This is a genomic window from Paenibacillus wuxiensis, from assembly GCF_040195695.1.
Lineage (GTDB): Bacteria > Bacillota > Bacilli > Paenibacillales > Paenibacillaceae > Paenibacillus_B > Paenibacillus_B suaedae.
In genome coordinates this window covers 115482-129444 of the sequence record NZ_JBEFZI010000004.1, presented here as the reverse complement: position 1 = coordinate 129444, position 13963 = coordinate 115482, and the positions used below count along the sequence as shown (strand labels likewise).

The window sequence follows — 13963 nt, the reverse complement described above, 5'->3', positions numbered from 1 at the left end:
AGGGGAAGGGATCTAATTTTTATTTTGACCTATTGGCTCCCCTGCTTTTTTGGTAGCATAAAATCTGTATCCTTGTTCGACATGTATATCGCGTATTGCTATGAATCCAACGATAACGGACAACTATCAGAAAAGTATCAGAAGGAGACAGTAAGAGCCATCCCCCTTTATTGCCTAAACGTAATCGGGATGTTTAATTCATAAATCAGAGTTGACAAATTGGATTAATCGTATTTATGATTGAGGTAATCATTTATTACTTATTTTTGGATGTTAGTCAAAGTTACATCATTCCGCTGACCGTACCGACGGAGGCTCCTAATACCATTACTGCATGTGCAGAAAGGGGAGCTCACCGTGTCATTCAGTTATATCTCTCATTTGCATTGCCCGAAATGCAGAACAAGTTATTCCCCGCACAGGCAGGCACATCTATGTGCTTGCGATTCCCCATTACTTGTAGCCTATCGGTTGGATGAACTGAAGGAAACCGTCCAACGCTCCGAACTGGCTGCAAGAGAACCAAGCCTGTGGCGCTATCATGAACTGCTCCCTATCAAGCAGGAGCAGAATGTGATTTCTTTAGGAGAAGGTTTTACCCCTCTCCTCCCCCTGCCCAAGCTTGGACACCGAATTGGTATTCCCCAGTTGTATATGAAGGATGATGGGCTTCTGCCGACCGGCTCTTTCAAAGCCCGCGGCGCGGCTGTTGGTGTATCCAAGGCCAAGGAGCTCGGCGTTGAGGAATTAGCATTGCCGACAAATGGCAATGCAGGTGCAGCCTGGGCACTTTATGCGGCTCGCGCGGGCATACGTTCCACAGTCGTCATGCCTGTAGATGCCCCTGCTATAACACGCAGTGAATGTACAATTGCAGGAGCTCGACTCCATCTGGTCAATGGCTTAATTAGTGATGCTGGCAAAATTGTCTCCCAAGCGATCAGCGACGATGACAGCCTGTATGATGCCTCTACTCTTAAAGAGCCTTACCGGATCGAGGGCAAGAAGACGATCGGCTTCGAAATTGCCGAGCAACTAAGCTGGAAGCTGCCCGATATCATCCTGTATCCAACAGGAGGCGGTGTCGGCCTCATCGGCATTTATAAGGCATTGACAGAGTTGCTGGCACTAGGCTGGGTTCAAGGCAAGCTCCCTCGGTTCGTCGCTGTCCAATCTGCGGGATGTGCCCCCATCGTCGAGGCATGGAAGAACAAGCAATCCGAGTCGATACCTTGGCCGAATGCTTCTACCCTTGCGTTCGGCATCAATGTACCGAAGGCACTAGGAGACTTTCTAATATTGGATGCCATCTATCGAACCGAGGGCTGTGCAATTGCGGTGGATGATCGCGCACTGTTGGGCGAGCAGCGCCTTATTGCTGAGCTTGAAGGAGCCTTCATCTGCCCGGAAGGCGCATCTACATTCGTCGCCGCACGCCGATTGCGTGATAGCGGCTGGATCCAGGACAGCGACACCGTCGTTGCGATCAATACCGGGCTCGGCTTGAAATACCCGCATGTCGTCCAGACCAGCATCCCTGTCTTGGAGCCTGATGATTCCTTGAACCGAAGAGGCACTATCTCCAGCAGGCAGTCCACCTCACGGGAGGAAACCGGCTAACATGACACTCGATACCTCCTTCATGCTGGAGCATGTGCCCGACTTCTTGCACGCAGCCCTAGTCACGATCGGAATTGCTGGAGCCGCAATCGCTGCTTCTCTGCTCGTTGCCGTGTTCAACTCGATTCTCTTGTATTTCCGAGTACCGATATTGACTGCCATTGTACGTGCCTACATCGAGTTAGCTCGCAATACACCCTTGTTGATTCAATTGTTCTTCCTGTACTTTGCACTGCCGAGTATCGGAATTCGCATGTCAAGCTACACCACAGCCTTACTAGCGATGACGTTTCTCGGCGGCGGATATTTGACTGAAGTGTTCCGCGCTGGAATCGAGGCCGTCCCCAAGTCGCAGTTGGAGTCAGGATTGGCACTCGGGCTGTCTCGTTGGCAGTTGTTTCGCGACATCGTCCTACCTCAAGCGCTGCGAATTGCTACGCCATCCTTATTTGCTAACTTTATTTTTCTACTGAAAGAGACGACGGTTGTATCTGCAGTTGCCGTGCCGGAAATTTTGTACACGACTACGAACTACATTGCACTGTACTACAAAACCTATGAAATGCTGCTCATGATGACGGCCCTGTACTTGCTTTTGTTCCTGCCATTATCCTTTGTGCTGTCTTGGCTGGAAAGGAGGTTTCAGTATGGCCAGTTCGGGACTTGATTTGCTTGTCGTATCGCTTCCCCAACTTGCCAAGGGGTTGTATCAGACAGGGCTTATCGCCATCTGGAGCATCGCGCTAAGCACGATTGGCGGCCTTCTATTCGGAGCCCTGCGTACCTCTGCTAGTCCGTGGCTGAGGCTAATTACCCGTACTTATCTGGAATTGTTCCGCTCTATCCCGATTTTGGTATGGTTGTTCTTTTTCTTCTTCGGTCTTCCGATCTTCTTCGGTCTGGATGTTCCAAGCTCTGTATGTGCGGTGCTGGTGCTGTCACTATGGGGGATTACGGAGATCGGTGAGGTTGTACGGGGGGCTCTCATCTCACTACCGCAGGGACAACGGGAAGCAGGCAAAGCGATTGGACTCAGTACCCTGCAATTGTACGCATACATTCTGCTTCCACTAGCGCTGCGACGCATGATCCCGCCTACGATTAATGTGTACACGCGCATCATTAAGACGACATCACTGACTGTTCTTATCGGCGTAACCGAAGTGATCAAGACGGGGCAGCAAATTATAGAGCGCACAGGAGAGGCCGTCCTTATTTACGGCGCATTATTCCTGCTCTATTTCATACTGTGCTATCCGTTATCTGCCCTATCAAGAAGGCTGGAGAACAAGCTGCTATCCTAATACCCCACTGGTTGAATAGAAAGGAGGAAGCATTCATGCCCGGCGCATTGCTTGAACTATCCAATGTCGGCAAGTCGTTCGGTAAGCATTGGGTCCTGCGGGACATCAACCTGCAAATTGCTCAAGGAGAAGTGACTGTTATACTCGGGCCAAGCGGCTGCGGCAAGAGCACGCTGCTTCGGTGCCTGAATGGACTCGAGACAACGCAGAGCGGCAGCATTCGGTTCCACGGTCAAGAATTGACCAATCCAGCAACGCGCTGGCAGTACATTCGCCAACAGATTGGAATGGTGTTTCAAAGCTATCACCTATTCCCCCATCTGACGGTACTCGATAATATCCTCCTCGGACCAATCAAGGCCCAGCGGCGTCCCCGTGCAGAAGTGATCGTCCAAGCCGAGAAGCTGCTAGAGCGCGTCGGATTGCTAGACAAGAAGGACGCTTATCCTCGGCAGCTGTCGGGCGGCCAGCAGCAGCGAATTGCGATCGTGCGGGCACTATGTATGAATCCCGAGGTCATCCTCTTCGACGAGGTGACGGCTGCGCTTGATCCCGAGATGGTGCGCGAGGTGCTGGAAGTCATGCTTGTATTGGCGGAACAAGGCATGACGATGGTTATCGTAACCCATGAGATGGGGTTCGCCCGTGCTGTCGCCGATAGGATTGTGTTTATGGATGAAGGCCGAATATGCGAGACAGGAGCGCCGGATGCTTTCTTTGCAGATCCCAGAACCGAACGAGCCAGGCGCTTTTTGGATAAATTTTTGGACATTGAAACATGGAAAAGGAGAGAGATTGGATGAAGAACAAATTGGGATTTACATTATTGATGATACTGCTCACGGTCGGGATATTGTCCGCATGCGGCTCAAGCAGCAGCAGAAGCGATGCAGGCAGTGGCGCGAAGGAACAACCAACCACGGCAACGCAGCAAGAGAGCGGAAAATCATCAAGTGCAGATACCGGTGCACTGAGCAAAATTAAAGAACGCGGCAAAATTCTCGTAGGTGTGTTCTCCGACAAACCCCCATTCGGGTTCACGAATGAGAAGGGCGAGTTGGTTGGCTTCGATAATGACTTAGCGAGACGCTTCGCGAAAGATCTGCTTGGGGACGAGAACAAAATTGAGTTCGTCATCGTGGAGCCGGCAGGTCGTATCCCGTATTTGCAAAGCGACAAGGTAGATCTGATTGTGGCCAACATGACCGTGACCGATGAGCGCAAGGAAATTGTTGATTTTACAAATCCAAATTTAAAGGTGACCACACAGGTACTCGTAAACGATAAGAGCGGCATTAAGTCGTTGGCTGATTTGAAAGGAAAGAAAGTTATCGTAACGAAGGGAACGACAGCTGATATTTTCTTCACCAAAAACTACCCCGACGTTGAACTGGTCAAATTCGAGAAAAACACCGAATCCCTCCAAGCATTGAAGGATGGACGCGGCGACGGGTACGCACAGGATAATTTCATCCTACTCGCTTGGGCACGAAAAAACCCTGGCTTCGCCCTTATTCCAGAAAAGCTGGAGAAAGAGGCGCCGATCGCGCCAGCTGTCAAGAAAGGCAATACTGAGCTGCGCGATTGGGTGAATCAAGAGCTGGAGGCGCTGGGAAAAGAGAAATTCCTGCTGCAGTTGTACGATAAATACGTGAAAGAGGAACTCGGCCCGGATGTCTCTCCAGACGATATTATCGTGGAAGGCGGACACTGGAAGTAACACAAGCGCCGTACAATACAATAGCATCCGAACATAGAACGAGGCTGTCTTGCCGTCATGATTAACATGACCGCAAGACAGCCTCGTTTTTTATTATTCCACAGCGAATAAATATGCCTGGAGACTATCTGCAACACACTCCATAATCAATTGAATAAAAGTATTTTTAAGAACAAGATGATGAATTGATTTCACCACATACTCAGTTAGCTCCTGATCCTGGCGAAGGAGCTCTTGAATGTAGGCAATCGCTTCAGCGTGGTTAATAACTTCAAAATGCTCCCGAAGCTTTTTTCCACCGATCGTTAACCCCTGTTCGAGCACAAGCTTCGTTTCAAGCAGCGTCAGTGTATTTCCTTCAATCGCATTCGAGTTATACGTCCATTCAACACGATATACTTCCTCTAAATTCCGAACGGCTTCGGCAGGTAGTGGTCGCAGCGAATCCAATCTATTCTTTAACTCATCAATCAAAGTAAGATCCACACCTATCACCTACCTTTTCCCTCTTTATTACTAGTATTATAACAAGTCTATTGCGTTTCTAGACATTCATTTATTCCAATACCATCACTTCAATCCTAATATCTGATACAGCTCCTGAAGCGAACGAATTTCATAGGTTGGAATAATATCCGTTTCATTCGCTTTCCCCTCGGGATTGAACCAGCAGGTATCCAGACCTGCCAGCTGTCCGCCCTTCATATCCGAGCTTAACGAATCCCCGATAATCAATGCCTGCTGCGGGTCAAAGCTAGGAATGCGTGCGAACACAAAATCAAAGAATTCCTTCATCGGCTTCTGGTACCCTGTATCCTCCGATACGAAAATACTTGTAAACATTGGATGCAGACCGGAATCACGCAGTCTTCTATCCTGTGTCTTGGAGACGCCATTCGTCACAATGTGCAGATCATACGCGCCATGAAGTTCCGTAATCACTTCCATAGCCCCGTCAATGAGCTGATGTCCCTGTTCCAAATAGCCTCGATATTTTTGCTCCAGCAGAACGCCATCCACTTCGTGCCCATATTCCTTCAAAAGTAGAGAGAATCGAGTGTTCACCACCTCGTCGCGATTGATCTTTCCCTCTTCATACGCCCTCCACAATCCCTGATTCATCTGTTTATAATGGGCTTCCATTTCTTCTGTCAGCTCGATTTGCTGTCCTTCGAACAACAAACGCAGCGCCAGCTTCTCCGCCGCCTTGAAATCAAGCAATGTATCATCAACGTCAAATAATAATGTTCGATATATGCGCATCTTATCTCCACCTATCTATGTTATAGCCTGCTCTACAAGCTGTACTTTCTATTTTATTTTCATATCCATCAACTCTGCAAGCTGCTCTACATCTGCACGACTTGTGTGAATTTCCCTCTATTTTCACGTGCGTGCATCTGTTGTACTGGATATAGGCTGCACTCCTTAATGCTCTCATCCAGCCCTGCTGGCTGCACTTTTCCTAGTTGCTCGTCCTTCGTACTTCTTCCACTCACCATGACAATCCCTTCCTTGTAAGAAAAGTTCTTTTCCCGCTTCCGACTGCACCTTATACTTGTATCAAACGTAATACGTAATAGGAAATAGGCACCAATAACATATCACACGACTGGAAACGGAGGATCACCGTGAAGAATGCAATGCGATGGCTGTCCGCCATCATGATGATTGTCATGTTGCTTCATCCGGGAATTGTTCAGGCAGACGCTATTCCGAGCAAATCGGGCATAGTGCGCGATATAGCCAAGATGATTCCTAAAGAATCGATTCCCTATATCGAGCGAGCTGCCAAGGGGAAGCCCTATACGTTCTATCTCCTGACTATCAATCGTTTGGATGGCCAGGATGCAGCAGAATATGCAACCGAAGTATATCACAAATGGAAGTTGACAGCGGATGACATCCTCATCCTATTGTCTAAGGAAGATCGGCGCGTAGAGATGAACTTCAACAATCCGGCTTTGCAAGAGAAGATCGACGCACTGCCCCATGATGACTCGTCTCGCTCTAAGCTCAGCGCATTCGTTGACAAACATTTTATTCCGAAGGCGAAAGAGGGCAATTTCGCTAGGGCCACTATAACGCTTATGGAAGCGACCAAACAATTGAAGCCTGTGCCGATTGTACCAACGCCGGAGAAGCCTGCTAAGGATCTCCCATCCGGCAACAAACCATCGAAGCCCGCATCGGAGAACGAAAGTCAGCCCGTAACTGTGCCGAAGGAACCGGAAGGTCCAAGTGCGCTCGTCCTTTTCTGGAATAGCATTCCGTGGCCTAGGGTCGGTATCGCAGCAGGCTTAGCTGCATTGTGCATCTTGCTAGTTGCATGGATGTGGCAGCTTCAGCGGCTGCGCAAAATTCGTACCCAAATTCCTGCCGTTATGGCCACTGTCAGTCAAGCGCTCGAGCGTGTGCACCACTACACTGAGCTGTATCAAGGCGCGACGCAGCAGCAAGCTGCGGCTATCGAGCAGCAATTAACGGCATCCATCATTGCGCTGGAGTCCAGCTTGAAGGAAATGAAGCAGATCAGCTTCGCCCACACGCTGCTGCCGAAATTCAAAAGCCAGCTCGATGCGGCAGACAACGTGCGGCAAACGCGAGAAAAAGAAGCAGCAGAGCTAACGAAGCAAATTGAACAAATCGAGGTCACGGAGCGCCAGCTCGTAGACAGCATTCGTGAAGCGCGAGCGCGTCTTCAGCAGCTCGAATACGAATATCGCCAAGAAATCAGTACACGCGGTTGGACGCTTGAAGCAATCGACCAACGCTACCATACGCTCGTCAGCCGTGTGCAAACCGTGGATGATATGGATACCTTCGATCCGATGGGCGCCAATGCCATCATGGATACCTCCAAGGCAGAAATCGAGCAATTGGCGCAGGATATTGCGTCCATCGCTCATTACGCCAATCTGTACCAGCAATTTCCGAATGAGGTAGCCAGCAGTCGCGCCCGCTTCGAAAGCATCGTACAAGAACATAGACTCAAGCTAATCCGCATCGATCCTTACGGTTGTCTGGAGCAAGCTAGAGACACGAATGAACGGATGCTGGAACAACTGCGAAGCGGCAAGATTTCGGAAGCTGTGCAATTGGCAGAACGCAGAGGCCAGCACCTGAAGGATGCTGTACATATGACACAGCGGCTGGCAGATTTGAAGCTGAAAAATGCGGAGGACATCCAAGCCATCGCGAATAGATTTTCCAACCTGCCAGAAGAAGAGCGGCACATGAATGGGCTGCACCAGCGAATTAGCCATACCTACCGTTCCAACTACTGGAATCATGCTTGGGAACTGTATCATAACGGGCTTTCCGTCATTGCCAACATGCGTTCCAGACTGGACAATGTGCGTTCCCTCTCTTCGGAAGAAGTGCAGGAATACGAGATGGCTCGTCAGGAACTTGATGGCATGCTGCAAACTTGGCAGGATCAGGATCGCAATCAAAGGCAATATGAAGAACTTGTCATGAAATTGGATCAGGCGCTCGAACTAATCAACAGACAGATGAAGAGCGGTGAACAAGCTTACACCCGCGCCCAAGATGTTATTAAGCGCAATCGTCTCGTGCAAGCATGGCGATATGCGGAAGAATCTTTGATGAAGCTGGACTCCGGACTGAAGCAGTTGCTCGCCCAGCCTCCTTATGACCTTGACTTACAATCAGAGCTAAGCTCGCAATATGCACGCGAAGCGGAAGCCTACTTGCAAGATGTCGAGCGAACTGCCATTGTGAAGCGCGATGCAGAACGCACGATGAACGACATGGAAGCACGGTATCGTTCCACGTATCATCGTACAAACCGAAAAGTAAGATTATCTCACTTTGACTCCCAATATTCGCAGATCATGTCCTCTGCGAATGACTATATGTACCGCGGCGAATACGAACGCGCCAGTCAGGAAGCTGCTGCGGTGGCAGGCATTATTAGCGCTATGAATGCCGCCTATGATGCTGTGATAGCAGAGGAACGGCGCCGAGAAGAAGCCCGCCGGGCGGAGGAGCGAAGACGCCAAGAGGCTCGCCGAGCAGAGGAACGCAGACGCGAAGAGGAAAGACGCCGAGAGCAAACCAGTAGATCGACCAGCTATAATTCCAACTCGAATAGCAACAACTCGGGCGGATCCAGTTCGAACAACTCCAATAGCTCGGGCGGGTCTAGCTGGGGAGGCGACAATAAGAATTCTTCCGGCGGATCGAATTGGTAGTAGCGGAAGTGAAGGGGTATCCTACCTTCAAACTTCAACCTGCAATCTACAATAACCTTTCAAGCACAAAAGGGCCTCACCATCCACGGCAAAGTGGATGGTGAGGCCCTCCTTCCTTTCCAACAAAAATCCAGAACGAACTAGCACTAAGCCAACCCCTTCATCACCCCAGAGAAACCATCAACCCGCTACTTCAACACAACAAGCGGTTCAGTGACCGTTGCCATCACATTTCCGTCTATCTTCTTATAGAAATCATTCCACTGATATCCATCTTCTACATCCAGCATCGTATCCAGCGCGCATCTAAAAAAAACGAAGTAGATAGGGAATCTACAGCGGTTCTACTCTTTTCCCCGTCTTAAATACAATAACGCCGCCAATAATGATCAAAACCCCGATTGCTTGTTTTCCCGTAAAAGGAACCTGATCGAGGCCAAGCAACCCCAAAGAGTCGAACAACAGCGCAAAACTAATCTGGGACGCCATCACAATCGAGATGGCAAACGTCGGGCCAAGCCGCTTCACTCCCTGTACCACACTAAGCACGACACCGACCCCGATGATGCCGCTGAACCAGTACCATGTCTTCATATTAGGCAAATCAAATAGCTGCTTTCCTTCCACTAAGAGGCCAATGGTGAGTGACGCTAGGAATCCCATGCCCAGCACGATTGCTGTAGTCGTCCACGTTCCCACGCCTTCATTTACTTTACTGTTGAACACATTCTGCACACCAACAAGCGAGCCAGCGATGAGCGCAAATACTAAGCCTGCAATCATAAGCGTACCCTCTCACCTTTCATATATATTATGGCCTGCCAGAGCACGCAATCGCTCCCGATCCTTCACGGAAATAAACCCTCGACTGCGCTCGACCAAGCCTTCTTCACAGAACTTATGAATAACTCGATTCAGATGCCTGTAACTGGTGCCAATGAAGTTGGCTACATCCCGCAAACTCACCGCGTTAAGCTGTCCATTAAATCGCGGATCCGATTCATCATACGATATCGACAAGAGATAACTCGCCAAGCGCGCCTCCACCGGATACATCAAATTAAAGCTCAAGGAATCTGATTTCATGCAAAACTTCGTCGTAATCATGTTAAGCAGAAATTGAAGCAGAGGCGGATCATGCTTCCCATATTGATGAAGCCATCGATAGTGGACGCCGATCAAATGCACAGGCGATACAGCCTCAACTGAATTCATAAAGTCGATCCCCTGCACATATTCAATATCACCAATCGCCTCTAGCGCCGTTTTAAACGATACAATCAGCGCCTTGCCTTCTGCCGAGGTGTTATATACTTTGACCTTCCCTTTCACGAGAACGTAAAAGTACTCCGCAGGATCGCCCTGCGAACAGATAAGTTCGCCTTGCTCATAGATGTAAAGCGCCAAATGCGGCATTATGTCCTTATTAAATATCGATGTAATCTGATGAATCTCCAAATAATGAGCGAGTTGTTCACGATCCTTAATCTCTTTCATAGCGCACCTTCACCTCTGCCGCAAAATTACATCTTCAATATAATCACTCCGGCGATCATCATCCCAATGCCGATGAACTGCGCCAGCTTCATCTTCTGCTTCGCTACACCGAACCATCCTCTACTGTCGATGATGAAGGTTACACTTAGCTGGGCAATTAACACCATTGCAATCGTCAGAGTCACTCCAATCTGATGAATGGCTGTGATATTGCTCGATATGATAATTGCTGCCAAGGCACCTCCAGCCAGATATATCGGCTTCACTTGCTTGACTCTTCTCCATTGTCCATCACGGACGAGCAGCAGAAGGATGAAGGCCAGTACAAATCCCGTGAACTGGGTAATCGTTGCTGCTTGCCATGTGCCAATATGTTGACTGATATGGGAGTTCGCCACGCCTTGCAGCGTTATGAACGCTCCGCCTAACAATGCAAATAGGATTCCCGCCATCATTCCCGCTCCTCTAGACATGAATTCAATTTCACTATTATTTAAAATCAGACCCATGTCTTGGGGGAAGGACATATGTCCCAAGTGTATCAAAAAAGCAAAAAACAGCGTAGAGGCGGAATATTGAATCAGCATCCGCGTTCACACTGTTTAGGTAAACAAACCGCTATTGTATGTATGACTTTCTACTACCTACTGATGGACGGCGCGCGACCAAACTCTCTGCAACTAACAGATTTGGCACCCAGCATAGCCAAGCGATCACTGCAAATGTGTCATTGGGATCTGAAAGCCCGAAGAGTATCGCTGCCAGCGGCATATACAGGCGCAGAGTAATTGCCGCACATGTAAGCGCATAGTTGCGAATCATCCAGCGGCCATGTCCAGCTAAGTCGCGAGCGACAACAATGCGGACTATTCCTTGATACAGAGTATACATCCATAAAGTAGACAGTACTCCGAAGCCTGTTGCGGCGAGCCAACCGCCATCCGCGTACCAGGATAAATAGAGCCCTGTAATCCCCCCAATCGCAATCAGGCACGCATACACATAGCCGATTGCGCGGTGTAGATTAGGCTTTTGTACTCGTAATCGCTTGATGAATTGAAGCCATCCGATAGTAATAGCAAGTCCTGAAGATATGGCGTGCGCCCACAATACTGGATACCACAACGTCGGCAATTCCCCTTTGCCTTTTACAAGCGGAGCTTCTTGGATATGAGATGGTATAGCATACATCGCTAAAGCATAAATTCCGACCATGATTGCCAGAAATGCCATTATCCCAAAGGCCCATGAGCGAGCCGCACTCTGCACTTTCATCCATCATCCTCCATTCCTCTATACTGGAAGGAGTGTATCATGCACCCTTAGCTACTTCACTCCGTCTGCAGAAGTATTTTGCTTTAGAGCTAATCCTAGTTACACACCATGCGTCTCAATTTCTCAATTTCTCAATTTCTCTATTTCTGAATCATAGTATCTCACATCCAAAATGGAATGATTGCCCAATTGTGTAACTCGTGTTAATATAAACACACCAAACAGTAAATTATATTTTACCGGTAAATTGTAGTGAGGTGTTTCGATGACTGTGACTAGCGTATATAAAATTCAGACTCATGAACAGCTAAAGGCAATCGCTGATCCGCTTCGCACGAAAATACTCATGAATCTTGTCAAGCAAGAGTATACCGGGCAGCAGCTTGCCGAAATGCTGGGCATAACGCGGAACAATATTTATTTTCATCTGAAGGAACTTGAGAAGCATCAGGTGATTCAAATTGTTCGCAAAGAGGAGAAGAACGGTATCGTTCAAAAATATTACCGCGCAGTTGCGAGCCGCTTCATTCCCGAAGATCATCTGCTGCCGAGCATGGATCTGATCGAGACATCGCGACAAGTGTTCATGGAGACGGTCGAGGTCACCCGCACTAAGATTGAGAGCGCACCGGCTGCATCATTCGCTTTGAACAGCAGCAATATGGAGCTGCGTAAGAACATCGCATCCACCTATCAAGTGATGGCAACGGAAGAGAACTTCCACGCCTTCGTCGAAGAATTCAAGCAGCTGCTGGACAAGCATTTCACGAAGCATGAGAAGCAAGAAACAAATGAGACGAAAGAAGAAAATGAGGATCAAAAAAGCTATTATTTGTCCTTGATCGCATTCCAAGATGACAGCGAAGAGATCGCCATTCAATAATTACATTCTTCACTTCCTGGAGGGATACCGTATGCAATCTAATACAGCCAATCGTGAGCAGCACGCAACAAAATATCCTATCGTAATAGACGATACTTGGTTCACCGTCTCGAAGCTTGACGACTCCACGTATGCCATTAGCGAATACGGCCATTGGGAGAGAGTTCATTCTTATCTGCTCATCGGCAGTGAACGAGCCGCTCTCATCGACACCGGACTCGGTATCGATGATATTACGCGAATGACTAGTCAGCTAACCAGCCTGCCCATCACGGTGCTTACCACCCATGTTCACTGGGATCATATTGGCAGCCATGGCAAGTTCGAGCGGATTTACGTCCACGAACTGGAAGAAGATTGGCTCATTAATGGCATTAAGGGATTGCCGATTGAGCAGATTCGCAAAGATGTGTCGCGTGATATTACGAGACCCTTACCGCCTACCTTCGATCCTGCTGCCTATACTCCCTATCAAGGCAAACCAACTGATCTGCTTCAAGATGGAGATACCATCGATTTAGGGAATCGTAAACTCATCGTTTATCATACGCCCGGCCATTCCCCCGGACATATCGTCGTACACGATACAAGCAGAGGCTACTTATTTACTGGCGATCTGCTGTACGATGAAACACCAATCTATGCATTCTATCCTACGACGAGTCCAGAAGACCTTGTGGCCTCCTGGCAGAAAATTTCGGGGATTGAGGGTATTGTACAAATATTCGGCTCCCATAATCGGCTTGGGCTGGAGCCCGAATTATTAGTTGCTTTGAAAGAAGCGGCTGCAGAGCTGCTTGAGAAGGATCTTGTCCGCTTCGGAACTGGCGTTCACCAATTCCGTGGCTTTTCGGTTCAGTTCTAAGGCGCTGGTCGACCTTCTTATGCAAAAAACGCTTGGGCATCTGCCCAAGCGTTAGCGCTTTTATTTACCTCGCCTCTATTTCCTTCTGATTCCCAGCTTGCATGTGATAATTCCGGAATATCATTCCGTTCGCCTTCATCATGCCGAAATGCTCATAATAGGGAACCAGGTCATCGTCGCAGCATAAATCAATCATATAGATGTCATCCAACGCTTTCATCATTTGACTGACTAATTCTTTGCCGATCCCCTTGCCTTTATATGCTGGCAGCACTTCAAGCAGTGGAATATAGGCAGACAGTACACCGTCACTTATCGCCGTGATAAATCCTACGACCTGACCCGTTTGTTCATCCATCGCCAGAACCACTTTGCTGCTGTTCTTCAATAACCGCAGGTGAGTTTCCGGGCTTGGCGGATTCGGCCAATCTACAAAAAAGCCTTCCAGCATTTCATCTGTAATCCCGTCGACTGAGTGCTTGTATATCATATTCGATCATCTCCTCATGTAATTGTTCTGAGGTAGATCGACAATATCAATAGTAAAGTAACAAACCAATACCCTCCATATCATTAAAAGAA

General features: G+C 48.5%; 15 protein-coding genes and 1 pseudogene. 8 read left to right on the top strand and 8 right to left on the bottom strand.

The window, feature by feature from the left end; all coding sequences use genetic code 11:
* Positions 1-357: 357 nt before the first annotated feature.
* The 5 genes from ABN764_RS09655 to ABN764_RS09635 are packed head-to-tail and all read left to right on the top strand — an operon-like array spanning position 358 to position 4644.
* On the top strand, positions 358-1620 hold the full coding sequence (locus ABN764_RS09655; RefSeq protein ID WP_446671732.1) for a threonine synthase: 1263 nt from the start codon (positions 358-360) through the stop codon (positions 1618-1620).
* 1 nt (position 1621) lies between these two features.
* Positions 1622-2287 (top strand): amino acid ABC transporter permease, encoded by a 666-nt coding sequence (locus tag ABN764_RS09650; RefSeq protein WP_446671731.1) that lies wholly within the window; start codon positions 1622-1624, stop codon positions 2285-2287.
* Positions 2268-2924: an amino acid ABC transporter permease gene (locus ABN764_RS09645; protein WP_446671730.1), complete on the top strand. Its 657-nt coding sequence runs from the start codon at positions 2268-2270 to the stop codon at positions 2922-2924. The genes ABN764_RS09650 and ABN764_RS09645 overlap by 20 nt, the downstream gene beginning before the upstream one ends.
* Before the next feature lie 35 nt (positions 2925-2959).
* Complete coding sequence (locus ABN764_RS09640) at positions 2960-3727, top strand: amino acid ABC transporter ATP-binding protein (protein ID WP_446671729.1); 768 nt, start codon at positions 2960-2962, stop codon at positions 3725-3727.
* Positions 3724-4644, top strand: coding sequence for a transporter substrate-binding domain-containing protein (locus tag ABN764_RS09635; RefSeq protein ID WP_446671728.1), 921 nt, complete (start codon positions 3724-3726; stop codon positions 4642-4644). Before ABN764_RS09640 ends, ABN764_RS09635 begins: the two co-directional genes overlap by 4 nt.
* 162 nt (positions 4645-4806) lie before the next feature.
* Here ABN764_RS09635 and ABN764_RS09630 read toward each other — a convergent pair.
* The 3 genes and pseudogenes from ABN764_RS09630 to ABN764_RS09620 all read right to left on the bottom strand — a co-directional run.
* Positions 4807-5139 (bottom strand): annotated as a pseudogene (locus ABN764_RS09630) (Fic family protein); the annotation flags it as partial.
* 75 nt (positions 5140-5214) lie between these two features.
* Complete coding sequence (locus ABN764_RS09625) at positions 5215-5907, bottom strand: YjjG family noncanonical pyrimidine nucleotidase (protein ID WP_446671727.1); 693 nt, start codon at positions 5905-5907, stop codon at positions 5215-5217.
* A gap of 86 nt (positions 5908-5993) precedes the next feature.
* Positions 5994-6146 carry a hypothetical protein gene (locus tag ABN764_RS09620; protein WP_268625770.1) on the bottom strand — a complete coding sequence of 51 codons (153 nt, stop codon included), beginning with the start codon at positions 6144-6146 and terminating at the stop codon, positions 5994-5996.
* A gap of 129 nt (positions 6147-6275) precedes the next feature.
* On the opposite strand from ABN764_RS09620, the gene ABN764_RS09615 reads away from it, so the two are divergent.
* Positions 6276-8861, top strand: a complete 2586-nt coding sequence (locus ABN764_RS09615) for a TPM domain-containing protein (RefSeq protein ID WP_446671726.1) — start codon at positions 6276-6278, stop codon at positions 8859-8861.
* 333 nt (positions 8862-9194) lie between these two features.
* Here ABN764_RS09615 and ABN764_RS09610 read toward each other — a convergent pair whose 3' ends face one another.
* The 4 genes from ABN764_RS09610 to ABN764_RS09595 form a co-directional block, all read right to left on the bottom strand.
* On the bottom strand, positions 9195-9644 hold the full coding sequence (locus ABN764_RS09610; protein WP_446671725.1) for a DMT family transporter: 450 nt from the start codon (positions 9642-9644) through the stop codon (positions 9195-9197).
* Positions 9645-9656: 12 nt separating this feature from the next.
* Positions 9657-10358 (bottom strand): Crp/Fnr family transcriptional regulator, encoded by a 702-nt coding sequence (locus ABN764_RS09605; protein ID WP_446671724.1) that lies wholly within the window; start codon positions 10356-10358, stop codon positions 9657-9659.
* A gap of 26 nt (positions 10359-10384) precedes the next feature.
* The gene (locus tag ABN764_RS09600; RefSeq protein WP_446671962.1) at positions 10385-10810 is read right to left on the bottom strand and encodes a DMT family transporter; all 426 of its coding nucleotides are present in this window, start codon (positions 10808-10810) and stop codon (positions 10385-10387) included.
* A gap of 166 nt (positions 10811-10976) precedes the next feature.
* A complete protein-coding gene (locus ABN764_RS09595; RefSeq protein ID WP_174807641.1) occupies positions 10977-11633 on the bottom strand; it encodes a DUF2306 domain-containing protein in 657 nt (218 codons plus the stop codon).
* A gap of 265 nt (positions 11634-11898) precedes the next feature.
* Here ABN764_RS09595 and ABN764_RS09590 point away from each other — a divergent pair, with 265 nt between their 5' ends.
* Both ABN764_RS09590 and ABN764_RS09585 read left to right on the top strand, forming a co-directional pair.
* A complete protein-coding gene (locus ABN764_RS09590) occupies positions 11899-12516 on the top strand; it encodes an ArsR/SmtB family transcription factor (protein WP_446671723.1) in 618 nt (205 codons plus the stop codon).
* Between the two features lie 31 nt (positions 12517-12547).
* Positions 12548-13381, top strand: coding sequence for an MBL fold metallo-hydrolase (locus ABN764_RS09585; protein ID WP_446671722.1), 834 nt, complete (start codon positions 12548-12550; stop codon positions 13379-13381).
* A gap of 64 nt (positions 13382-13445) precedes the next feature.
* On the opposite strand, the gene ABN764_RS09580 is transcribed toward ABN764_RS09585, so the two are convergent.
* The gene (locus ABN764_RS09580) at positions 13446-13871 is read right to left on the bottom strand and encodes a GNAT family N-acetyltransferase (RefSeq protein WP_446671721.1); all 426 of its coding nucleotides are present in this window, start codon (positions 13869-13871) and stop codon (positions 13446-13448) included.
* Positions 13872-13963 lie beyond the last annotated feature (92 nt).